This is a genomic window from Holdemania sp. Marseille-P2844 (assembly GCF_900120005.1).
GTDB lineage: Bacteria > Bacillota_I > Bacilli_A > Erysipelotrichales > Erysipelotrichaceae > Holdemania.
Genome location: NZ_LT635451.1, coordinates 133831 through 154413 on the forward strand (window position 1 = coordinate 133831; position 20583 = coordinate 154413).

At 41.7% G+C, this 20583-nt stretch carries 26 protein-coding genes; 11 read left to right on the plus strand and 15 right to left on the minus strand.

What is annotated here, in order from left to right; translation table 11 throughout:
* Positions 1 to 5: 5 nt before the first annotated feature.
* Complete coding sequence (gene mobQ / locus BQ7364_RS07280; RefSeq protein WP_072684117.1) at positions 6 to 1709, minus strand: MobQ family relaxase; 1704 nt, start codon at positions 1707 to 1709, stop codon at positions 6 to 8.
* On the opposite strand from mobQ, the gene BQ7364_RS17750 reads away from it, so the two are divergent.
* Positions 1695 to 1925, plus strand: coding sequence for a hypothetical protein (locus BQ7364_RS17750; RefSeq protein ID WP_139248588.1), 231 nt, complete (start codon positions 1695 to 1697; stop codon positions 1923 to 1925). The two genes, mobQ and BQ7364_RS17750, sit on opposite strands and share 15 nt — an antisense overlap.
* A gap of 139 nt (positions 1926 to 2064) precedes the next feature.
* On the opposite strand, the gene BQ7364_RS07285 is transcribed toward BQ7364_RS17750, so the two are convergent.
* The 7 genes from BQ7364_RS07285 to BQ7364_RS07315 form a co-directional block, all read right to left on the minus strand.
* Positions 2065 to 2283, minus strand: coding sequence for a DUF3847 domain-containing protein (locus tag BQ7364_RS07285; RefSeq protein ID WP_083538531.1), 219 nt, complete (start codon positions 2281 to 2283; stop codon positions 2065 to 2067).
* Positions 2284 to 2429: 146 nt separating this feature from the next.
* The gene (locus BQ7364_RS07290; protein WP_072684119.1) at positions 2430 to 3272 is read right to left on the minus strand and encodes an ATP-binding protein; all 843 of its coding nucleotides are present in this window, start codon (positions 3270 to 3272) and stop codon (positions 2430 to 2432) included.
* Complete coding sequence (locus BQ7364_RS07295) at positions 3269 to 3988, minus strand: replication initiator protein A (RefSeq protein ID WP_072684120.1); 720 nt, start codon at positions 3986 to 3988, stop codon at positions 3269 to 3271. The genes BQ7364_RS07290 and BQ7364_RS07295 overlap by 4 nt, the downstream gene beginning before the upstream one ends.
* A gap of 39 nt (positions 3989 to 4027) precedes the next feature.
* Positions 4028 to 4399 carry an adenylate cyclase gene (locus tag BQ7364_RS07300; RefSeq protein WP_072684121.1) on the minus strand — a complete coding sequence of 124 codons (372 nt, stop codon included), beginning with the start codon at positions 4397 to 4399 and terminating at the stop codon, positions 4028 to 4030.
* A 3-nt stretch (positions 4400 to 4402) separates the two neighbouring features.
* Entirely contained in the window at positions 4403 to 5320 is a 918-nt protein-coding gene (locus tag BQ7364_RS07305) for a ParM/StbA family protein (RefSeq protein ID WP_072684122.1), read from the minus strand.
* Positions 5321 to 5549: 229 nt separating this feature from the next.
* Entirely contained in the window at positions 5550 to 6725 is a 1176-nt protein-coding gene (locus BQ7364_RS07310; protein ID WP_072684123.1) for a macrolide family glycosyltransferase, read from the minus strand.
* A gap of 15 nt (positions 6726 to 6740) precedes the next feature.
* Positions 6741 to 6950, minus strand: coding sequence for an AbrB/MazE/SpoVT family DNA-binding domain-containing protein (locus BQ7364_RS07315; RefSeq protein WP_072684124.1), 210 nt, complete (start codon positions 6948 to 6950; stop codon positions 6741 to 6743).
* Between the two features lie 329 nt (positions 6951 to 7279).
* Here BQ7364_RS07315 and istA point away from each other — a divergent pair, with 329 nt between their 5' ends.
* Genes istA through BQ7364_RS07330 form a run of 3 tightly spaced genes read left to right on the plus strand, consistent with a single transcriptional unit; the run spans position 7280 to position 9823 of the window.
* Positions 7280 to 8842 (plus strand): IS21 family transposase, encoded by a 1563-nt coding sequence (gene istA, locus BQ7364_RS07320; protein WP_072684125.1) that lies wholly within the window; start codon positions 7280 to 7282, stop codon positions 8840 to 8842.
* A complete protein-coding gene (locus BQ7364_RS07325; protein WP_072684126.1) occupies positions 8836 to 9627 on the plus strand; it encodes an ATP-binding protein in 792 nt (263 codons plus the stop codon). Before istA ends, BQ7364_RS07325 begins: the two co-directional genes overlap by 7 nt.
* The gene (locus BQ7364_RS07330) at positions 9620 to 9823 is read left to right on the plus strand and encodes a mobility-associated LCxxNW protein (RefSeq protein WP_200798775.1); all 204 of its coding nucleotides are present in this window, start codon (positions 9620 to 9622) and stop codon (positions 9821 to 9823) included. Before BQ7364_RS07325 ends, BQ7364_RS07330 begins: the two co-directional genes overlap by 8 nt.
* A gap of 165 nt (positions 9824 to 9988) precedes the next feature.
* Here BQ7364_RS07330 and BQ7364_RS07335 read toward each other — a convergent pair whose 3' ends face one another.
* The 4 genes from BQ7364_RS07335 to BQ7364_RS07350 all read right to left on the minus strand — a co-directional run bounded on the left by BQ7364_RS07335 (position 9989) and on the right by BQ7364_RS07350 (position 14027).
* A complete protein-coding gene (locus tag BQ7364_RS07335) occupies positions 9989 to 10180 on the minus strand; it encodes a hypothetical protein (RefSeq protein WP_072684128.1) in 192 nt (63 codons plus the stop codon).
* A gap of 47 nt (positions 10181 to 10227) precedes the next feature.
* Positions 10228 to 10737, minus strand: a complete 510-nt coding sequence (locus tag BQ7364_RS07340; RefSeq protein WP_200798776.1) for a helix-turn-helix domain-containing protein — start codon at positions 10735 to 10737, stop codon at positions 10228 to 10230.
* A gap of 129 nt (positions 10738 to 10866) precedes the next feature.
* The gene (locus BQ7364_RS07345) at positions 10867 to 11679 is read right to left on the minus strand and encodes an alpha/beta fold hydrolase (RefSeq protein ID WP_072684130.1); all 813 of its coding nucleotides are present in this window, start codon (positions 11677 to 11679) and stop codon (positions 10867 to 10869) included.
* A 41-nt stretch (positions 11680 to 11720) separates the two neighbouring features.
* Positions 11721 to 14027 carry a tetratricopeptide repeat protein gene (locus tag BQ7364_RS07350; protein ID WP_139248589.1) on the minus strand — a complete coding sequence of 769 codons (2307 nt, stop codon included), beginning with the start codon at positions 14025 to 14027 and terminating at the stop codon, positions 11721 to 11723.
* Between the two features lie 214 nt (positions 14028 to 14241).
* Here BQ7364_RS07350 and BQ7364_RS17755 point away from each other — a divergent pair, with 214 nt between their 5' ends.
* Positions 14242 to 14466 carry a hypothetical protein gene (locus tag BQ7364_RS17755; protein ID WP_139248590.1) on the plus strand — a complete coding sequence of 75 codons (225 nt, stop codon included), beginning with the start codon at positions 14242 to 14244 and terminating at the stop codon, positions 14464 to 14466.
* Positions 14467 to 14487: 21 nt separating this feature from the next.
* Here the strand turns inward: BQ7364_RS17755 and BQ7364_RS07355 are convergent, their stop codons facing one another.
* Positions 14488 to 14910 (minus strand): helix-turn-helix transcriptional regulator, encoded by a 423-nt coding sequence (locus BQ7364_RS07355; RefSeq protein ID WP_139248591.1) that lies wholly within the window; start codon positions 14908 to 14910, stop codon positions 14488 to 14490.
* A gap of 65 nt (positions 14911 to 14975) precedes the next feature.
* The gene (locus tag BQ7364_RS07360; RefSeq protein ID WP_234973160.1) at positions 14976 to 15416 is read right to left on the minus strand and encodes a sigma-70 family RNA polymerase sigma factor; all 441 of its coding nucleotides are present in this window, start codon (positions 15414 to 15416) and stop codon (positions 14976 to 14978) included.
* Between the two features lie 383 nt (positions 15417 to 15799).
* Between BQ7364_RS07360 and BQ7364_RS07365 the strand changes: the two genes are divergently transcribed.
* From BQ7364_RS07365 to BQ7364_RS07385, 6 genes are all read left to right on the plus strand, one after another.
* Complete coding sequence (locus BQ7364_RS07365; RefSeq protein ID WP_072684132.1) at positions 15800 to 17110, plus strand: hypothetical protein; 1311 nt, start codon at positions 15800 to 15802, stop codon at positions 17108 to 17110.
* Between the two features lie 103 nt (positions 17111 to 17213).
* Positions 17214 to 17375, plus strand: a complete 162-nt coding sequence (locus tag BQ7364_RS17955) for a hypothetical protein (protein WP_159432770.1) — start codon at positions 17214 to 17216, stop codon at positions 17373 to 17375.
* Positions 17376 to 17724: 349 nt separating this feature from the next.
* On the plus strand, positions 17725 to 18069 hold the full coding sequence (locus BQ7364_RS07370; RefSeq protein WP_139248592.1) for a hypothetical protein: 345 nt from the start codon (positions 17725 to 17727) through the stop codon (positions 18067 to 18069).
* Between the two features lie 57 nt (positions 18070 to 18126).
* Positions 18127 to 18342 (plus strand): YneF family protein, encoded by a 216-nt coding sequence (locus BQ7364_RS07375; RefSeq protein WP_072684134.1) that lies wholly within the window; start codon positions 18127 to 18129, stop codon positions 18340 to 18342.
* A gap of 155 nt (positions 18343 to 18497) precedes the next feature.
* Positions 18498 to 19211 carry a biosynthetic peptidoglycan transglycosylase gene (locus BQ7364_RS07380; RefSeq protein ID WP_072684135.1) on the plus strand — a complete coding sequence of 238 codons (714 nt, stop codon included), beginning with the start codon at positions 18498 to 18500 and terminating at the stop codon, positions 19209 to 19211.
* Between the two features lie 106 nt (positions 19212 to 19317).
* Positions 19318 to 19731: a hypothetical protein gene (locus BQ7364_RS07385; protein ID WP_072684136.1), complete on the plus strand. Its 414-nt coding sequence runs from the start codon at positions 19318 to 19320 to the stop codon at positions 19729 to 19731.
* A gap of 73 nt (positions 19732 to 19804) precedes the next feature.
* On the opposite strand, the gene plsY is transcribed toward BQ7364_RS07385, so the two are convergent.
* Positions 19805 to 20410, minus strand: coding sequence for a glycerol-3-phosphate 1-O-acyltransferase PlsY (gene plsY, locus BQ7364_RS07390; protein WP_072684137.1), 606 nt, complete (start codon positions 20408 to 20410; stop codon positions 19805 to 19807).
* Between the last annotated feature and the right edge of the window lie 173 nt (positions 20411 to 20583).

Genomic DNA, 20583 nt, shown 5'->3' on the forward strand with positions numbered 1-20583 from the left:
TTTTCTTATCGTTCGTATTCTTTCTTATTCTGCTTCTTCGATTGTGGCACTACCTGTTCCGGTGTCTTCAACTGTTCATTGATAGAACGCTTTTTCTTATGAATCGGCTGCTCCTTCAATTCGGCATCAATCTGCCGGTTGGCTTCATCGAAGGTATCAGAACTGTATTTATCTCTGTATTTCTCATACAATTTCCGAATCATACCGACCATGCCTTCAGGACGGAGGGCTTCACGTTTCTGCATGACAGCACCCTTATTTTCCGGTGCAATACCATCTCGGATTTCAAGGAACTCTGCTTTATTAGCTTCTTTCTGCCCGGACAATAGGGTGTGCTGTTGCACTAAGGTATCCAGCGTCGTGTCCATATCTTTTAATGCCTGCTTCTTAGCAGCAACACCATTATCCTGGCAATTCAATCGAGCCAGCAACTGTGCCTTCCGGAATTTCAGTTCTTCAATATCCTCCGTCAAAGTGGCTATCTGTTCGCCCAGCTTACCTGCACGGATGAAGTGAATACCGCAGTTTTTCTGCTCTGCAATCAGTTCTTTTTTCTCAGCAGTTTTGGCTTTGATTTCAGATTTTACATTTTTGTATTCAGCCAGTATATCGGCCAGAAGATTTTTCTGGAAAACTACCGCTTCCTGCTGAGAAATATTCATGATCAACTGATATTGAATCAGAACCATGTGGTCACGCAGAGTTTCCAATGCAGAAGCGATGGCCGGAATATTTTCTTTGACAGCTTTCATCAGCTTCTGTACTTGTTTTTTCAATTCACGCAGGAGCTTATTATCTGCTTTGATCTGACGGTTCAGTTCACAACGGCCAGAAACAATTCCCATGGATTCCAGTTTTCTTGCATGGTATCCTTCGTGGACGGTCGGCTGTTCGCTCAATCCTCTGGCGGCATGACTGCGACAGTCTACACGATCGGCAATACCATGACGTGCCTGTTCTTCATTGATAATCGTTTCCCAACTCTTACGCCACGCAAATATCTGTTCCTCGCTGTTCCAACGCTCTGTAAGAGGGTTCTGTCTCCCATAGCGGGTACTTTTGGGTGTCTTTGATGTTCTGATACATCCCTCAATTTTCTCGGCTTCAGACGGGGTTAAATACTCCTTTTTCTCCCCGAACTGATACATATATTGTTTCTCCCAGCCCTGTGTCTTGGAGACTTTGAACTCATCAGCGGTAAATCCACGTTCTTCGCTGCCACGCTTACAAAGATATTCTTTCTGTGTCTTTGCCTGCCACTTGCCATGCTCATCCAAGGGACGCATGGTGAAAAGAATATGGCTATGGGGATTATGCCCCGGAGGGTACGGATCATGGATGTTCACATCCGCACACATTCCAAGGTCAATACCTTGCTCATGAACAAAACGCTCCAACATATTTTTCCAGTCATCCAAGGACAGTTCCGATGGCAGAGCAACCACAAACTCTCTTGCCAGTCGGCTGTCCTTTGTTTTTTCTACGGATTCGACTGCTTCCCAGAGCAGCTGCCTGTCTTTCCATTCTGCCGGTGCATACTGCGGAAGAAAGACTTCGCTATACAAACATCCCTGTTTTCTGGTGTAGTCATGGGTAAGTCCGTCATAATCATTGTAGAGTCGGGAGCAGGATGCATAAGCGGCAGCTGCTATTACGGAACGTCCTGCACCACGGCTCACAACTTTTGCTTCCAAATGGAAATAGTTCACTATTTTCCTCCTTCCTGTGCCACAGCACAATTTTTGATTCTTTTTCTGAAAAAGAAAATAGGTGCGGTAAATGCTGCACCTATCTCTGCGATAAAACTGCCGGTGGCAGATTTTCGCAGGCAGTTAGCGCAAGGTAGGGTACAATTTGTACCCCGGCTGACAAACGCATCAGCGGTTGTACTTGCGGAAACTGCGTGGACAATGACAGCAATTTGAAAAAGCGTGGCATTGTACATAAGGCTCCAATGGAGCCGCAAAGCCTCGCAGAGCGCACGACCCCGAAGGGGATACCACCGCCCATTTTATGGGTGGTGAGTAAGTGCGCCCTTCGGGATAGCAGCAAAGCTGCCAAGGCTTATGCCTTCAATCGTTCTTCCGTATTCAATCGTCTTTTCAGCTCCAGCTTCACATCATCAAGCTCCATGGTCTGAACTTCCGGGAACACGCTCTCCAATACGGCTCCCATCTGGATCAATCGTCTGGTTCTTGCCTTACGCTCTTTTTGACGGTCACGGGCTTCAGCAGCTTCCAATCTGTGCTGTGCCTGCAATAATTTCTTTTCATCTTCGGTCATAGGTCTGTTATTTGCCATAAATTCTCCTTTCTGGTATCGGGTTGGTACTGTAATCCGGTGTAGATGGTGCAGATACAATTCGCTTTGCAATTTTAAGGTTATCTGTGTACTGATAGGCGAATTGTTCAGCACCATCGGCTGTGAAATTAAGTACCGGAATTTAATATTTTTCGTGCTTCCTGCATATTGGCAGCTGCGTTCAGTTCTCGGATATTCTGATTATTGATTTTCAGAGGAACACAACGCTCCAATACTCGGTCATAAATTCTGGCTCTTGCCAGATCTTTCGGATGTTTCAGCTCATCCAAGGTCAGATTGGTGGTTACAATCAGCGGCTTTTTGCTTCGGTATCGGCTGTCAATCACATTGAATACCTGTTCCAGAGCAAATTCTGAACTTCGTTCAATTCCCAGATCATCAATAATCAGCAGACTGTATTTGTTAAAGCTGTCAATGAACTGGTTTCTGTCATCGGAATACATTCCGGTCAGCGTATTCAGGATTCTGGAAAAGTTGGTCATCAAAACCGGAATTCCTTTGTCCAAAAGGGCATTTGCAATGCATCCGGCGAAAAAGGATTTGCCGGTTCCCACATCGCCCCAGAGGAGCAATCCCAACGAGTTGGCTTTCATTTCCTCCCAATGTGCCACATAATCATGGGCTTTCTGCATTTCCGGATTATAGCCTTTATCATTAGCAAAGTTGTAATCTCGCAGGGATTTGTCCTGCAATCCATTGGCTCTCAATCGGGATACTTGTATTAGATGTTCCTGATGCTGGCGCTCCGCTTCTTGTTTGTCATATTCCTCCTGTTGACAACGGCAGCGAACTGTGGGGAGAAATACTCGTTCCTTCAGTTCAATTCGGTGCTGTCTGGGAGTATGGCATTTGGAACAATAGATCAGCCCGTCAGCTTCGTTCAGATATTCGTCCGCTGCAAGCTCTCTTGGCTGAAACAGATCGTCCACGGCGTTGCTAATTGGTTTCATAGGCTTTCATCCTCCTTACATTCATAGGTTCGTTTGACAGGAGCAGGATGGTCACGCAACACCCAGCTTCGTATGGTAGCAGCATGGTTGGAATATTGCTTACCACTGGATGCCATGTAGCTGGATAGCTTTTCAATGTATTCCTGATAGTGGGGAACTACCTTTTGCAAGGAAATCAGTTCTTCCACGCTCAAGAAAACATTTTGATAAGAGCCATAGGCGGTACGTTCATCCTTACTCTCTGTATTTGTTCTTTTCATATTGTTCTTCTCTTTATTACTACTGGACAGTTTTCTTTCTGTCACAGAGACAGTTTTCGTTCCATCTGTAGGACAGGAATCTGTCTGCCTAACAGAAAGATTTCTGTCCGTCTGAGCCAGTGCTTCCAATGGATATTTGATATAGATCCTGTTTGGAAACCCTGCGCCCTGACGTCTGCGGACAATCAGATTTTCTTTTTCCAGAGCAGATAGTGCAGTCTTGATGGACATTTCGCTCTTATGCATGGTTTCTGCCAGACTCTTGATAGGAAAGAAAATGAACACATGACCTTGTTCATCTGACCATCCATCGTTTTTCTGTGACAGCCTTGCTCGGTCGAGCAAAACCGTGTAGAGAATTTTTGCGGTTTCACTCAGTCCATCTTTGTCCAGTAGAAATCTTGGAAATGCCATATACGGCGGTATCGGACTATCCTGTGTCAGAAATTGTGTCATGTGTTCACCTCCCATCTATGAGATCAGCTCGGAGAAAACTTATTCTCCAAGGAAGTCCCAATCCAGTTCTGCATCTGGTTCCTGCTGTGTGACCGGAGTTGTTGTAACCGGCATTTGCGACAGTCCCGCCATACAGCCTGCAAGAAATATGGGAAGTGTTTTCTCCATGGCACTTTCTACAGCGAAAACAATCTGATTTACAAATCGTTCCTCACGTTCTCTGGTTTCAAAGTAAGGATCATCCTGACTGCGATAATAGCGGTCAAAATATTCCACCAGAGCCACGGCAATTACATTGCTGTAGGACTTGAAATGCTGTTTGTCCATGGCCTGAAGATATTGCCATGCTCGCTTCTGTGTGTCCTTTTCCAGATTGAAGCGAAGGTTTGTGCTGCGGATATTCTCGCTCATGGGTTACTCCTTCCTGCGAAGGCTGGCAAAGGCGAGATATTCATACCCTTTGGCTGTCGCACAAATATCATCCAGAATGGTCACTCGGCTTTCATCATACTGTCCAAAGTGTTTGACCAGACAACCGCCACCACCAACGATATACAGTCGCATCAAATCCGGATTGTATTCATAGCGGCGAAGTGTGGCGAAAATATCAGCTACATATCGCCTTGCTACGGAAGTGATACAGTCCAGATACGACTTGCTGATGTCAGCAGTACCGAAGCGAAGCACCTGTTCAATGGTGGATTCTTCGATTTTTACCCCGAAGCTGTCCAGTACCGCATTCTTAGCGGCAATCATACACTGATTGACACCAAACTTTTCTGTCCAGCAGCGGCTTTCCATTGCCTTTTTATTGTTGATATACAGAATGTTCATCGTGCCATTTCCAATGTCTGCCAGAAGATTCGTTCCTTTGAAATCCCCCAAACGACCGACAATGGCAGGGTATCCCTGTGGAAACAGGTTACATCCGACAAAACGGATGTGATAGTCCTTGCTGTTAAATCGGAAGTTCACTTCCTTGTTGCGGAGCAGGTAGTTTCGGAAGTCTTCACGCTGCTTGCGAATCCAGGTCAGCGGCAGGCCGGCAGCCAGATGAACATCTGCTTCACGGATGCCATATACGTTCAGCTCTCTGGCAACTGCCATAAGGGTCAGAATGTAATAGTCCTCGTCCATGGCCTTGTCAGCGATAAATTCCTTGTGACCTTCCCCAATGCGGTAATAGATACCGCCATACTCCAGAATGTTGCCGGAGAAGATTGGTTCTGTTTCATAAGCGGTCACCCCGGTAGAAGTAACTGTGTTCGCAGTTTTAATGTTGCCGTAACCATGATCGACGGCGATAATTTTGATGTTATTCAGTTCTCTCATTTGCTCTGTACCTCCTTGCGCTTGTTTGTGTTCATAAAAAATGCCCCCTTTCAGTAGATTTGCTTTGAAGTAGCACCGGATTTTCTGATTTGGTGCTGTTTTCATTGCAATTTCATTCTACTGAAAGAGGGCATAAAACACATTGAGCGTGGATTGAGCGGAAATTGAGCAAAAAAGAAAAGCAGCCACACACCGTAGTGCATGACTGCAATTAAAATTTTGTACAATATTATTTCCTGCAAACTTGTTCGATTTTATCAGCTGCCCCTTTGGAACCTGAACAGTGTTTAAAGCTACAAGAGATTTTCATGGCATTTTCTTTGTATGAGCCCACTAACAGAAGTTTATTTATGGCATTTTGAATGGAAATTCTGTCAGTTTTCTTTAGTTTAATTCCTGCTCCAAGTTGATGCACACGTTCAGCAACACCTCCCTGTTCAGCGGTCTGTGGAAGCATAAGTAAAGGAACTCCAAAATAAAGGCTCTCATTTACGCTATTCATTCCACAGTGCGACAGAAATATATCTGCCACTTGAAGCACCGCAATTTGATCAACGTGTTCATATACAGAGATATTTTCTGGCAATTTTCCGAATTCTTTGATGGATACCAAATTACCAACAGATATAATTACCTGATATTCCGTATCTGCAAGGGTGGTAATACAAGTTTTATATAAAGGCATCATATCATTATTTACGGTGCCCATAGAAATATAGATCAGTTTTTCTTTGGTTTTTACAATCTTATCAGTAGCAGGGCGGATAGATGGACCAACAAAAACGTATTTGTCTGAGAATGTATCTGCACAAGGCTGAAAATCAGAAGAAGTGTATACAATCGTGTGTGTATTATCATCGTTCTGGATAATATCAAGTACACTTTTAATCGGATACCCTTTGTCCTGCAGGCGCTTTATATTTTTCGTGATTTTGGGCATAGAAATTAACATTCGTACTAATTCACCAATACCTTGCTTCATGATTTTTGCAGAATATTGATTGAATGCGAAAGTTGTAGTAGAAGAAACAAAAGGTATTCCTAATTTTATAGCAATTGCTTTTCCCCATACCGCCATTGAATCAGCAACAATGCAGTCCGGCTTCAGCCGTTTCATATCTTCGCACACTTTATCATCAAGAGCTAAGGTTGTGTCTACTAAAATTTTCGTCGAAAATGCCAGGTCTTTACCAACACGTACGGAATCTTTAGGTGTGAGCTTTTGCTCCATATCATAATCATCACAAGAAACGAAAGTAGCTCCTGCGGATTCTATTTTTTCACGCATGATATTATAAGAATAGTACCATACCTGATGCCCACGAGAAACCAATTCACGTACAACGCCAAGAGTAGGGTTTGTATGACCATGCGCCGGAATACAAAAGAAAACTATTTTACTCATGTATCACACCATCCTTTATTCATCTATTTCCGAAAAAATCTTTTGGATATATTCCATTTGCATTTCTTTTGGCAGGATTGCAATTCCTCTTTTCTCATCTCCAAGAACCAGAATTTTATTCCCTGGCTGAAGATCAAAGAGTTCTCTTGCTTCTTTAGGAATTACAAACTGTCCTTTTTCGCCAATCTTTACCATCCAAGCATATTTTCCATTTTTAAAGTCCATATCCAATCCTCCAAAGTATGATTATTCATACAAATCATACCATTTTTAATAGTGATTTTCAAGAGTATATAATACTTGCAGATGAAAAAAGCAGCCATACACCGTAGTGCAAGACTGCCTTGTTTAACCATATTAAATTGTCCGCTGAAAACTGAAATTTTCAGTTCCTTGTAAATACCGACCACATAGAGCACTCTGCACGGTCATTTAGAGCAGACCTTCCGCTGATTTAGAGCATCCTTTCCGCTCTGTTGAGCACTCCGTTTTATATATCCTATAATAAAACCGGCACACGATTGTGTGACTATTATTATAGGAGGTCGATAACCATGGTTGATTATCGAGAAATTTTGAGGCTAAAAAGCCTCGGCTACAATCAAACTGATATCGCTGCCAGTGTCCACAGCTCACGCAATACGATTCAAGAAGTTCTTAGTATTGCCAGTGCTTTACAGATTCAATGGCCACTTGATGACGATGTCACAAACCGCGTACTGGAATCTATTCTTTATCCGGACAGACACAAAAAGGATGAAGAACGTTTGATTCCTGACTATCCCCGCATTCACAGGGAACTAGCAAAGAAAGGGGTAACGCTTTCTCTTCTCTGGACAGAATACTGTATAGAGGCAAGGAATGCAGGTAAAACGCCGTACATGAGTACCCAGTTCAATGATAACTATCATAAATGGGCACGTGTTTCCAAAGCCACTATGCGTATTCAGCATAAACCCGGTGATACAATGGAGGTCGATTGGGCAGGAGCTACCATTGATATTTATGATTCGGTAACCGGCGAAGTTACACCGGCATATCTGTTTGTTGCTGTATTATCATGCAGCTGCTATGTGTATGCTGAAATCTGTATTAACATGAAATCCGATACGTTTATTAACTGCCATGTACATGCTTATGAATACTTTGGCGGTGTAACCCGTCTGTTAATACCGGATAATCTAAAAGCCGGGATTACAAGAAATACCCGGTACGAAACCGTAATTCCTCGTGCTTACAAGGAAATGGCAGAGCATTATAACACTGCTATTGTTCCTGCAAGGGTAAAGCATCCGGATGATAAGCCTAATGCCGAAGGCTCTGTTAAGTTTGCAACCACCTGGATTCTGGCGGCACTTCGTAACTACCATTTCTTTTCTATTGAAGAAGCAAGAATGGCTGTTTCTGAAAAGCTCGAAGAGCTGAATAACCGTTCATTTACAAAACGGGCAGGAAACCGCCGTATTGCCTTTGAGAATGAAGAAAAGGAATTTATGCAGCCGCTCCCTTTGTGCCCTTACGAACCGGCAGTCTGGTCCACTGCTAAGGTTCAGAACGATTATCTCATATCGGACGGAATCAATAAATACTCAGTTCCATTTGATTTAATCGGTGAACATGTGGACATTCGCTGTACCGGCACAACTGTAGAAGTATTTTTCCATGGATGTCGTGTTGCTTCTCATGTAAGAAGAAACGTGGCACAGAGGAATCCTATCTCTATCAAAGAACACATGCCGCCGGAACACCAGAAATATCTTACTTATAATCCGGAGGAGTTTAAAACATGGGCAGAATGTATTGGCGAATTCACATCAAGGGTTGTTAATTACTTCCTTTATTCCGGCAAAGAACCAGAACAGGGTTATAAATACTGTGTCAGTCTGATGAAGATGGCTGACCGTTACGGACAAAACCGTATCGAAAAGGCTTGTGAGAGACTGTTATCCTTTACATCACAGCCTTCTTTGAGAAGCATTGCAACCATTCTGAAAAATGGACAGGATAAACTTCCATTAGAAAAGACAGTGGAGGAACATCCTGTTTCAGAAAAACGTAGCAAAGGAATTACCAGAGGTGCATCTGCCTACAGAAATGGAGGTGATGCAACATGTTAAATAATTCTACGCTTGAAACGTTAAAAGCTATGCACTGCAGCGCAATGGCATCAGAACTGGAAAACCAGCTGAGTGACACCAAAACATATGGAACACTTGCCTTTGAAGAACGTGTTGCTCTCTTGGTGGATGCTGAGTGGAACAGGCGTCAACAAAATAAGCTTCAAAAGCTGATAAAACTGGCAACCTTTTCTCAGCCAACAGCATGTATTGAAAACATAGAGTACTTACCTGACCGGAAACTGGATAAAGCGCAGTTACTACGGTTTGCTACCTGTCAGTATATCAGCGAGAATCACCATATCATTCTGAAAGGTGCCAGTGGTTCCGGTAAGACATATCTTGCCTGTGCACTGGGCAACGCAGCCTGCCGGAAATATAAAACTGTACGCTATATCAGAATGCCCGAGTTGTTGGACGAACTCAATCTTGCAAAAGCAGATGGTTCGTTCCGTAAAATAATTAAAGCTTATCAAAAGGTAGACCTTCTGATTATTGATGAGTGGCTGATTCGTAAACTTACACCGCAGGAAACTTACAACCTGTTAGAAATCATTGAATCTCGTGTGAACAGTTCCAAGGGTTCCATGATCTTCTGTACACAGTATAACAATGAGGAATGGTATGGTCGTATTGATCCGGAATTCGATGAAGGAAGTCCGATATCGGAAGCCATCATGGATCGTATTACGAATAACGCTTATGATATCCTCATTGAAGGAAAAACATCTATGAGAAAGCGTCATGGCTTACAGGCTTCTCAGGAAGGAGCTAACCATGATTGATAATAATTATTGCGCTTTCAGTAAAGACCATAAATGTATTCAATGGATGGACTATGAATTGACCCGCTATGAATTAGCAGAGGCCAATGAATTATGCCATGGAAACTGGATTGAAATCCAGCACCTACGGGAGTACATTGATATATTAAAAGCAACTCTTACAGAGCACGGAATAGAGATTCCGGCGGAATACTAAACCTATCATTGCACTCGTCTCCGGAAAGGTATGCACTGCTTTTCCGGAACGGAGTGCTCAACAGAGCGGAAAGGATGCTCTGAAAAGGCGGAAAGTCTGCTCTAAACCTCCGTGCAGAGTGCTCTATGCGGTCGGAATATACAGTTCCTTGCAAATTTGAATTGGTTATTCTTCATCTTTGTTGTTATTTTCTTTAGACTTTTTAGAATATACTGAACCTAAGCAAAGAAATGTTGAACCAAGGCACAACCACACAACAGCTATGGAATTATGGTCTCCACCCACAAAGTTTAGAATTGCAGCTAAGTAAAACAATACTGCTGATACATAGAACAGCGTAGATTTATTTTTTCTCATTTTTACACCTCGTCAAATTCATATTCGTTACTCAATATTGCTGAAATTTATCTTCCTGCCAATGACTTTCCAACAACATAAATACCACCCAACATTTCTACAATTGATAATCCTAATAGTACACCAGAAACGAAATCTTTAATATTTGAACCTCCAAACGCATACGAAAGAGCCTGTAATGCAATGCCCATTACAATTAGCATAACTCCATATAGCATATTTTTTTGTTTTTCTAACTCTTGTGTTCGTCTAAGTAAATCTATAATCTGTCCATCATCATATGTACGAACACTTTTTTCTTCGGATATTTCACCATCCATCAGTTCTGCCACCGTAACCTCAAGTTCTTCACACAAGCTTTTTACAATGGAATAGTCTGGCATACACTTACCAGTTTCCCACTTTGAAATGGTCTTATTGGAAACTCCAAGCTTCTCTGCTAATTGTTCTTGCGTTAAATTTTTCTGTTTCCTCTTTAATGCTATAAACTTCCCTGTAACTAATTGGTTCATATGCATTCCTCCAATCATTTGATGATATAAAGGTACTTCTTTCATTGTTTAAATAAAATCCCTTGTTGGTAGAATATAGTTGGAATCCATATAAAACTCAACAGAAATTTCAAATTCATCTCTCAGTTAAACTCACCGGCTTACTGAAATTTTACGTTCTCTACAGATTTAGATTTAAATCGAATCCACACCAGTTTGTTTAACAAACTGCTCTATCTCAGAATTAACTTGTTCTGCATTATCCCCATTAGAAAAATGAGAAGCGTTTTCAATGATATGTAACGGATATCCTGTTGTATCTGCCCATGCAATACAATATCGTTTGACTTTTCCAGTTTTATCTTTGTCACCAAGCAAAATCAATACTGGGCATGTCAAATGTAAATCCCTGTTTTCCTGTGCAAACTTTCCATAAGCGATGTCCATTTGTTCTATAATTTGTTTCTTTGATAATGGTGCTAATATTTCTATCATTTTATTATAAGAATAGTCTGTTACAGATATGGATTTTGCCATACTCTTACGAAGCATCTTATCTGTAAACCAGTTTGCCATTGGCTTAACTTTAGAAAGCCACCACAAATCAGATTTTGAATAGTATGCTGTTCCAAATGGTGTTGTATCAACAGCTATGAAGCATTGCACCTTTTTGGGATATAAATGTGCAAACATTTGTGAAGGATATCCTCCCATTGACATTCCTACCAAACAAACTTTTTCAATGTGTTCCTGTTCTAATATTTGATGTAAATCTCTTGCAGTATTTTCATAAGAAAAATCATTATAAGGCACAGATAAACCATGCATAGGAACATCCCACGCAATTACTATATATTCATTCTTGAAATATTCGATTTGCTTTTCGAACATTGTATGATTCGCTGTTAAGCCATGGCTAAAAACAATTGTCCCCTTAGGTATGTCTTTGGTTCTTGAAATCCAATAATGTACTTCTCCTCCAACTCCTTTAATGGTTCTATGTTCCATAATACATCCTCCTGACACTATGTAAGCTTCAAATTTTCGCTCTACTCAAGCATTTCCTTTCCAAGATATAATCCTGCCTGTGCATACGTCCCAAGCAGTTCCTGTTTCTTTGCTTCAATCATATCCGGTTCAAACTCAAATACCATTTCATAGATTTCCATAGCTTTCTGGAAATGAGAAGTAGCCTGTTGGATTTCTCCCATAGTCAGGCAGATACCGCCCATAGCTTCTTGTACACTGGCATAATCCAGACCCGTATCAGAATTATATTCTCGGATTACACGGCACAGCTTTCGTAACGCAGATAGACCAACATCCGGCTGTCCCATATCTGTCAGTAATACAGCATAGTTTGTAATCTGCACAATGCTGTCATGGTAATAAGCCAGACCATATTCATCCATAATTCTGATTGCCTGTTCCATGTTCTCTTTAGCAAGTTCCAGTTTACTATTTACTCGATACATTCCACCAAGATTAGCATAGAGATTGGAAACCAAAAGGGCATTATCCGGTGTGACTTCTGAAATCATAGCAATGGCATCTTTCTGCATCTTGATTGCTTTATCCGGTTTCTTCTCATAAGCTGCTCGATAGCTGAGCAGTAATGCTCGATCAGACGCAGATCCGGCAGCCACATCTTTCAGCAATGCAGACAGCGTATCAATAACCTGTTCCATGCCCGGATAATAATGATAATTCTCCATATACGGAAACACATCTTCCAAGAATCGGAGATATGCCGGCATATCATCATTTTCAATCTGCACTATCACAGATTCGATAGTCTGGAATAACTGCTTATGATAGGAAACTTCTTCTCCGTGACGCAGGCAGATCTGCTGTAAGCTGTCAAGTAATGCATGGCATTTCTGCACGGACGGTTTTGTTTCTTCTATGGCTACTTCCTGTATCATCGGATGAAGGGCGATCATGCGACCTTCCAGTGCTTTTATGAAGCCTTTTTCTATGAGGTCGTTGACAGTATTCATATCACGCAGCTTCAGCCAGTTTGCAAACAGTCTGTTCTGAACACCAGTCATCGGAGCCAGCGCAAGATTTCTCATAACATCGGTTTCTGCTTCTGAAAGCTGATACAGAGAAAATAAGGTGTGGATATGGTCATAATAGGTAGCCTTGCAACTTTTCCCATCCTTGGAAATGCCGATGGTGTCGGTAGCATCCAGGGCGGCTTTTTCCTCTTTCAGCTTCTTTAACAGGAGTAACGGCTCCATAATTCCGCTTTCCAACAAGCAAGCCGACATTTCTACCGCCAAAGTATGACTGTGTACCGTTTGGATGATTTGTTCCAAAATTGGACGGTTCTTTTCAGCATCAGAATAGAAACAGCCCATTAAATTAACCAATGCTTCTGTATCAGAGATTTCTTCCAGATTCATGGAAGTATAGTTGTTAAAGCTGCTTCGTGTAGTGAACAGAATACGGCAGCGATATTTCATCACAACCGACAGCAAACCATCCTGCGTTGCTGTAGTATTGAAGTTATCAATGATAAATAAAGTATCCTCTTTCAATGTGCGCAGGAAACGGTTATGTTTGCGGAAACGTTCTTCGCTGTCATCATCCGGCAGATCATCCGCAAAATCCATATCAGAAATATCTTGTTTCAAATCACCGGTGTAGGAAAGAAATAGAATATTTGTGTATTCTTTGCTATGAGCCTTGGCATAGGCTTTTGCCAACTCACTTTTACCAATACCGGCGATACCTTGCAGAAATACCTTTCCATGTTTACACAACAGCTGATGTAAAGTTTCAAGTTCATTGTCTCGTCCGCAGAAATGACGGCATGGCTTTGGTGTTCCGCCATCGTAGATAAAATCTTTCACAACCGGAGAAAGATTTCCAGCTGACAACAGATTCTTTGTATTTGCATCTCTCTTTACGAAGTTACGCTCCATGCCAAAACACAACGCAGAAGTTAGAAAAAACGCTTCGTCCATTTCACTTTCACAAGGATAGTTCTGAAGGAGCTGTTCCTTGGTTTTATCCGAGATAGTTGTATCCTGTACCAGAATGTTATAGACTTCCTGCACTGCCATAGCACTGTCATACATTATCGACAGTACATTTCTGTGCATATCAGCAGCGAGCCTATTTCGATTATGGAGATCCATATAGTATCCGGTGATGCGAGGACTGATTTTTGCCTGACCGTTAAACCAACGGCAGACTAATCCATTATCAAAAGTAAAATCCAAGGACTTTTCATCACTTAGGAAGCTGACAAACAAATCGTACATCAAATCCAGTTGATTCATATTATGTGCATCACTGATATATTTACGAATAATGGTGATGACTGAACTGAAATCTAAATATTCCATAGACAGCCCTCCTTCCCCAAAATAGTCAATTTGCGCTCAATTCACGCTCAATGAATCTTTGACAGATTCTTGATAAGATGATACCACGAAAGAAGTTCCGTAGTTCTTCAACAATATTATAGCAGAAAACGCCATTTTTTGAAGTGGCAAAACAGGCGTAACAACGTGGGAATAGCGGACAACTTCTCTCTCATAGACTGAAATACCGAGGGAGGTGCGTGGTATCGCAAGAAAGAGTGTTCCAATCAATGTAATTGTCCATTATCCGAAAACCATAGAAGGTCAGCGTGAATTGGCAGAGCGTGTTGCTGGTGTCCACGCAGATATGGTCAATCAGCATATCAAAAAACTGAATTGCCCTTCCGACCAGAAGGTACTGCTCCTGGATGCGGTGATCAAATCCGCATCCATAGAGAAAGCAGGTGAACAAACTCCTTAAAGTTTGAACACCTGCTTTTTTCTATACCTTTATGATGTCTTTGAAATATTTCTCCCAAGAATCTTTGAACATTCGCTTCTCATCATTTTCCCAGCATCGTAACGTTCCCGGATCAAGATGTATCAACCGGGCAAACGGCTTTTTCTTTAAGCCAAGGCTCTCACGATATTCTCGTATCATTTTCCCTTGCCCTTTATATAAGAAGCGATTGTAATCGTCCAGTAAATCATCTACCGGAACCTGATAGAGTGCTGCCAGCTTGTCCACGATTTCTTTTGGATAGTAATCTACATATCCAACTTCAAAATCTATGTAATGCCCTCTGGATATTCCAATCAGGTCTGCGACCTCTTTCTGCATCAGCCCCATGTGGTGACGGCACCAGCGGAGCCTGTCCTGCACATTCGGTATATCTTCATAATTCTGATACTGTTGATTAAACAACTGAGCTTCCAGAAGTCTGCGAGGGGCTATCAGTCGGAAACTATGGATATACATCGGTGCATACCTCACATAGCCCTCCGAAGTGGAGCAGAGTATGTAAATATTCTCGGAAACCTGTGCCAGAATACGCCATTTTGGTGCTTTTCTGCTCTGAGGGGATTGATTCGGAACCATAAACGCATCTGCGAGAGGATAGCATTTTCGATACAGCGGGAAACATAAGTTGCCAGCTTATGTCCTTTATCGACCTTGAACGTGTCGATGCCTTTGATCAAACCGATCGTACCGATGCTGATGAGATCTTCGGTTTGTTCGCGGCGGATATCGAATTTCTTTACGATGTGCGCGACTAAACGAAGATTGTGTTCGATTAAATCAGCCCGCGCTTCGACGTCGCCTTTGGCCATGCGCTGCAATGCGTCTTGTTCTTCTTCCGCTGTCAAAGGCTGCGGGAAGGAGGTTGTCCGGATGGAACCGATAAAGCAGCTGAAGAAAATCTGTAGCATTTGAAAAAGTTGTGTCCACATAGTTATCACCTTCTTCAACGTATGTTCGATCCTGCGATTTTAGTCGTAATTTGATGAATTTTCTTAATGCGGCACTCTCGATTAAAAGTTCACTTTCTTCCCAATTTGAAGTCAGCAGTCTTCTAGAATTGGATTAAATCCTCGATCCGCTATGAAAATTTTCGATCTTTCCTCAGCAATCGTTTAAAATCAAGACCTTGATTTGTTAACGGCATTGTGTTCTTAAACTTCTATAATTCTTACATTTTGCTCTGTATTGATAAATTTGTGATATGATTTCATTGATAGAATTCCCAAATATTACCATTTTTCAATATAATCTATGATAGAATATAACCGGAATTTTTGGAGGGGGAACGAACATGTTTGCGAATAACAAAATGCGAGAAAACAGTGGACGTCTAATCAAGATCTATCGTGAACGAATGCATCAGGGATCTAAAGATAAACGTTTCAGCTGCAACGAATTTATTTTAGCGACCAGGGAACATCCTTTTTATGAAGTTGTTGAGGGTGAACCGGTTTGTTCCCGAGCTACATTAAATCGTTTAGAGCGGGGACAGATCATCAAAGATGATGAGTTATACGTCTTCTTCATTGAGAAACTGGGGTTTAAGGTCGATGACTTTCCGGGGGTGATGTCACAGGTTGAATTAATTAGTGCTGAATTATTTGAAGCTGTAGAACTGTATGATATTAGGAAAATAAAGGAAATTGATAATAAAATAGAAACTCTATTCACTAAAGCTAAATCATATTTCTATTATAGTGATATTTATGAAGCATTTAAAATTATTATACAATACTATTTGTTTGCTGAATATCCTAATAGTGTGACTGCAGAAAGAATGTATTATACGAGTTTTTTATTAAGCTCAAAAATAGATGAAATACTTAAAAATATATTATTTGATTATTTTTTCTTTAGAGAAATGAATATGTCTTACTCTGAGAAAATATCAGAACAATTAATTAGTTATAAAAATGGTTCACAAATTTCAACAATTTATATAGTTTTCTGGCTTATTTATAAAGAAAGGTTATTAGATGCCTTGCGCTATACTGAACTGGGAATCATTTATTTTACGCAATTAAATAGCATATATTATTTAGGTATTTTATATTATACGAAGGCATTGGCTTTGCATACAGGCAATAAAGATAATGTAAAAAATTACTTTGATCGATCTATAGAATATTTATCAAAATGTGGAGGTCGATTAGCTGAAAAAAAGCTCAAAGAAAATTATTTTAACGTAGGTTATCATTATTATTATGATAAGGATTATCTATTAGCCAAGGAATACTTTGAAAAGTTCTTAAGTTATAAGCCTAAGTTTACAGCTCATATTTTACATGTTTTAGAATGTTTTGAAGAATTAAATTTACCAACAGATACAGCGTTATTCAAGCAGATTCATTTAGAGGATCCCAATGATAATAGTACTTGTAAAATTTTTTATGAGTATTTTTCAATGAAAATTAATAATGCTTCTGCTAAAGAATTACAAAATTTTATCATGACGGATATTCATAGATTATTGATAAATCAATATCGTTCAGAAAGCATTTTAAGCTATTTTAAGTCTGAATTATCAAAATTAGTAAAAATAACGAAAAAATATAAAGATATTGATAGTTTCAATGATTTTACTTCGCATAAAATTGCTTGATATGTAAAGATTTCATGATTCAAATATTCTGACTTTTGAAATGTAACAAAAACATATTAAATGCGATTTTCATTATATAATAAGACCGTTGAAAGGAGGAAATATGAAGAAAGTATTGTTAAGCGCATTAGCTTTAGTAGCGTTATGCGTATTGTGTACACCAGTGAGTGCTGAAGAAACAGACCCAGAAGGTTGCTCTGTTGAACATCCAGAATTGTGCATTGAACCAGCGGGTTGCACAGCACCAGATTGCATGTTTGGTTAATCTATAGATTAACTGAATTGCATAAAATCAACAACAATGTTTATTATGGCGAAGTAATGGGGGCTTCATTCTACGGGAAAACGAGTGAACGAAACAAGGTAGAAGAACTAAGTTGCAGAAACATAATAAACCGGACCGCTACAGTGAGAATAAAAACATAATCGATATTTATTTGATGTCTTGCTTGTAGAAAAATGATAAAAATTGGTGAGTGATCGGTCTATTTATAGGTGCAAAACCGGTCGCAGGCAGTGATGGAGAATCTGATAGGGAGTCGGATTCTCCATCGTTTTTTTGTGTTTCGACAAAATTTTGAAGCGCGGACTGTTATATTGATCGGGGTGAGAAGATGATTAGAGGATATATGATCCGCGATGAGTTTATTTCTGTTATGAAAAACAGTACGTCGGTTCTTGGCTGGATGGAAAATCGTGATGAATATCAAGCTCAGCTTGACGCGATCCTGATCTCGCCGGATGTCATTTTTCAGCAGCTGAAGACACGCTTTCAATATCGTGATGATATGTTTCTGGTACCGGATAAAATAACTTATTATAACTCGCTGACACAGCGGACGAGCACGCTCGAAAAAGAACAATGGCATCTGGTTCTCTCAGATAAGGCGGAATACCCGTTTCTGTATGAATTGAAACAGCTGCGGGGGACATTGGTTCTGACGGAAATAGACTTGTAAAATAGATTGAAAAACGATACAATAAATACGATAATCACAGAGATAGGTGGTGTAATAATGGGAAACGCATTCTTGAGTTCAATCGGATTTCTGATTTTGGGACTGGTTATCGGTGGTGGATTAGGTTTCTTCTTCACGCGCCGTTATTTTGAAAAGCAGTTGAAGGAACATCCTCCAGTCAATGAGAAGATGATTCGCGCCATGTTCCTGCAGATGGGACGGAAGCCGTCCGAAGCTCAGATCCGGGCTATCATGAAGTCCATGGGACAGTAACTCAACATTGGGAAGAAGGAAATAAAAAGCTGATAAGCAGGGGACAGGATCGCCGGACTTATCAGTTTTTTTATTTGACTCAGGTGACGGGAACATGACTAAACTGTAAGGCTGCAAGCAGGATCTGCGTGGTATAATGCGGACAGGTGATAAAGATGAAATGGATAAAGCGTTTCGTGCTTGTTCTGCTCACGCTGCTTGTGATCGGCGGGGGATGGCTGACGGCTTCAGGCTATCAGCGATATAAAGAAGCGATCGCCGAAATGCCGCTGGCGGATAAGATCGAAGAAGTGAAACAACGCGAAGATTATATGCCGCTGGATCAGATCAGTCCGGATTTTGTGAATGCGGTCGTCGCGGTGGAGGATCGGCGGTTTTATACCCGACAGGGAATTGATGTAATTTCTCTGGGCCGGGCATTGCTGACAAATCTGATCTCCGGCGAGCTCAAGGAAGGCGGCAGCACGATTCCTCAGCAGCTGGCGAAAAACCTGTATTTTACGCATAAACCGTCCTTGACGCGGAAAATCGCAGAAGTGTTTTTTCTCTATGATCTGGAAGCGGCCTACTCCAAAGATGAGATTCTTTCTTTTTATGTCAACGTCATCTATTACGGCGACGGGCATTACGGCATTGCTCAGGCCAGCCGCGGATATTTCAACAAGGAACCTTCCGAGCTGACGTTGGCGGAAGCGACCTTACTGGCAGGATTGCCGCAGTCACCAAGCCGCTATCAGCTCAGTTCCGGCAAAGATCTGGCGCTGCATCGTCAGCAGCAGGTTTTGGAAGCGATGCAGGCGGTCGGCTTGATCGACGCGGCGCAAAGTCAGGCTGCTTTGGAATGGTCATCCAACTATTTGGGTATGTGATTGAATAATTTATTACACCTTTCTTAAATTGACATGAAGCATTCCTTAATCCTCTATCTATTTAAAGCCGGGATCGGTATAATCAAGATAGTAGGAGGTTCTGTCTATGAAAAGGTCAATTTTGCCTTTCTTGTTTTTCTGCGTATTTCTGTTGAGCGCAGGATGCGGCAGCCAGCCTGAAAACGCGGCGACGGCCTCGGAGTATTCCGTAAAATCACAGGCCGAAATCAGCGTCAGCAACGATGGATTTCCAATTTCGATCAGCAATCTGCTGGATCGGTTTAAGACCTATGATTTTTATGAAACGTTAAATCTGGAAACGGTCAGCGCCGAGCAGATCGGCTCGCTCGCGGAGTCAGATGCGACTTTATATATTGTTGAAGGATCCGCAGAGGTTCGTGAAGAAAAAGTGCTGGACACCGATTATCATATCTATTATTACGATCAGCTGATGATCATTTATAATGGTGCGAACGATGTGATTCTCCAGGCGTTGAATGAACAGCTCAACGGCGAATGACAGGCATTGAATCGACGATAAAATAAAAACTCGCTTTCAGATGAAAACGAGCTTTTTTCAGATTGATCGTCAGTTACATCCAGGAGATTTTCTTTTCCTCATGGCTGCGGATGCGTTCGATATTCGCTTTGTGACGGTAGGTGACAAATGCCCAGAGAATCCAGATGGAAGCGGTGATCATGAGATTGGACTGGGTCAGCGTCGTGATCAGCGCCGCGCTGGCGATGCCGATGATGGAGGACAGCGATACCATCTTCCAGATCTTCAAGGTGATCATGAAGATCACAAACGGGATCACAAACATCTGGATCGGTTCATGGGTGACGAACAGGCCGGTGGCCAACAGATAGCCAAACGTTGTCGCGACCGCCTTGCCGCCCTTGAAATTGGCGAAGATCGGGAAGCAATGCCCCGCGCAGCAGCACATGCCGGCGTAGACCGCAGCCTCCGGAACAAACAAGACGCACAGGCCAACAACGAAGAAGGCTTTCAAACCATCCAGCACAATCACGGTGACGCCGGCCTTTTTTCCCAGCACGCGGCCGGCGTTGGTGCCGCCCAGATTGCCGGAGCCAAAATTACGAACGTCGGTTTTATAGAAGACTTTGCCGATGACTAACGCCCAGGGGATCGATCCGAAAAGATAACCCAGGACCATCGCAAAAAGAATTTTAATCATTTCCTCTTCACTCCTTCGCCCCTATTTTATCATAAAAACCGAGCGCGTAAACTTTTATTTTAAGCCGTTTTTGTGTATAATCTAATCTATGGCGGATTGGAATGAAGGCGGCGGGGAAAGGCTAAACTCAGGAAAATCAAGCTGAAACGGAAAGGAGAAAGAGTAGGATTTTT

What these genes read in the sequence shown, in the direction of transcription:
- BQ7364_RS07360 (WP_234973160.1), bottom strand. Translation starts at nt 15,416, where the DNA reads ATGCTACAGATTTTCTTCAGCTGCTTTATCGGTTCCATCCGGACAACC.
- BQ7364_RS07340 (WP_200798776.1), bottom strand. Translation starts at nt 10,737, where the DNA reads ATGAAAGAAGTACCTTTATATCATCAAATGATTGGAGGAATGCATATG.
- BQ7364_RS07325 (WP_072684126.1), top strand. Translation starts at nt 8,836, where the DNA reads ATGTTAAATAATTCTACGCTTGAAACGTTAAAAGCTATGCACTGCAGC.
- BQ7364_RS07350 (WP_139248589.1), bottom strand. Translation starts at nt 14,027, where the DNA reads ATGGAATATTTAGATTTCAGTTCAGTCATCACCATTATTCGTAAATAT.
- BQ7364_RS07380 (WP_072684135.1), top strand. Translation starts at nt 18,498, where the DNA reads ATGAAATGGATAAAGCGTTTCGTGCTTGTTCTGCTCACGCTGCTTGTG.
- BQ7364_RS07370 (WP_139248592.1), top strand. Translation starts at nt 17,725, where the DNA reads ATGATTAGAGGATATATGATCCGCGATGAGTTTATTTCTGTTATGAAA.
- BQ7364_RS07335 (WP_072684128.1), bottom strand. Translation starts at nt 10,180, where the DNA reads ATGAGAAAAAATAAATCTACGCTGTTCTATGTATCAGCAGTATTGTTT.
- BQ7364_RS07285 (WP_083538531.1), bottom strand. Translation starts at nt 2,283, where the DNA reads ATGACCGAAGATGAAAAGAAATTATTGCAGGCACAGCACAGATTGGAA.
- plsY (WP_072684137.1), bottom strand. Translation starts at nt 20,410, where the DNA reads ATGATTAAAATTCTTTTTGCGATGGTCCTGGGTTATCTTTTCGGATCG.
- BQ7364_RS07375 (WP_072684134.1), top strand. Translation starts at nt 18,127, where the DNA reads ATGGGAAACGCATTCTTGAGTTCAATCGGATTTCTGATTTTGGGACTG.
- BQ7364_RS07315 (WP_072684124.1), bottom strand. Translation starts at nt 6,950, where the DNA reads ATGGACTTTAAAAATGGAAAATATGCTTGGATGGTAAAGATTGGCGAA.
- BQ7364_RS07330 (WP_200798775.1), top strand. Translation starts at nt 9,620, where the DNA reads ATGATTGATAATAATTATTGCGCTTTCAGTAAAGACCATAAATGTATT.
- BQ7364_RS07345 (WP_072684130.1), bottom strand. Translation starts at nt 11,679, where the DNA reads ATGGAACATAGAACCATTAAAGGAGTTGGAGGAGAAGTACATTATTGG.
- BQ7364_RS07385 (WP_072684136.1), top strand. Translation starts at nt 19,318, where the DNA reads ATGAAAAGGTCAATTTTGCCTTTCTTGTTTTTCTGCGTATTTCTGTTG.
- BQ7364_RS07300 (WP_072684121.1), bottom strand. Translation starts at nt 4,399, where the DNA reads ATGAGCGAGAATATCCGCAGCACAAACCTTCGCTTCAATCTGGAAAAG.
- BQ7364_RS07295 (WP_072684120.1), bottom strand. Translation starts at nt 3,988, where the DNA reads ATGACACAATTTCTGACACAGGATAGTCCGATACCGCCGTATATGGCA.
- BQ7364_RS17750 (WP_139248588.1), top strand. Translation starts at nt 1,695, where the DNA reads ATGGAAATAGTTCACTATTTTCCTCCTTCCTGTGCCACAGCACAATTT.
- BQ7364_RS07290 (WP_072684119.1), bottom strand. Translation starts at nt 3,272, where the DNA reads ATGAAACCAATTAGCAACGCCGTGGACGATCTGTTTCAGCCAAGAGAG.
- istA (WP_072684125.1), top strand. Translation starts at nt 7,280, where the DNA reads ATGGTTGATTATCGAGAAATTTTGAGGCTAAAAAGCCTCGGCTACAAT.
- BQ7364_RS17955 (WP_159432770.1), top strand. Translation starts at nt 17,214, where the DNA reads ATGAAGAAAGTATTGTTAAGCGCATTAGCTTTAGTAGCGTTATGCGTA.
- BQ7364_RS07365 (WP_072684132.1), top strand. Translation starts at nt 15,800, where the DNA reads ATGTTTGCGAATAACAAAATGCGAGAAAACAGTGGACGTCTAATCAAG.
- BQ7364_RS07305 (WP_072684122.1), bottom strand. Translation starts at nt 5,320, where the DNA reads ATGAGAGAACTGAATAACATCAAAATTATCGCCGTCGATCATGGTTAC.
- BQ7364_RS07310 (WP_072684123.1), bottom strand. Translation starts at nt 6,725, where the DNA reads ATGAGTAAAATAGTTTTCTTTTGTATTCCGGCGCATGGTCATACAAAC.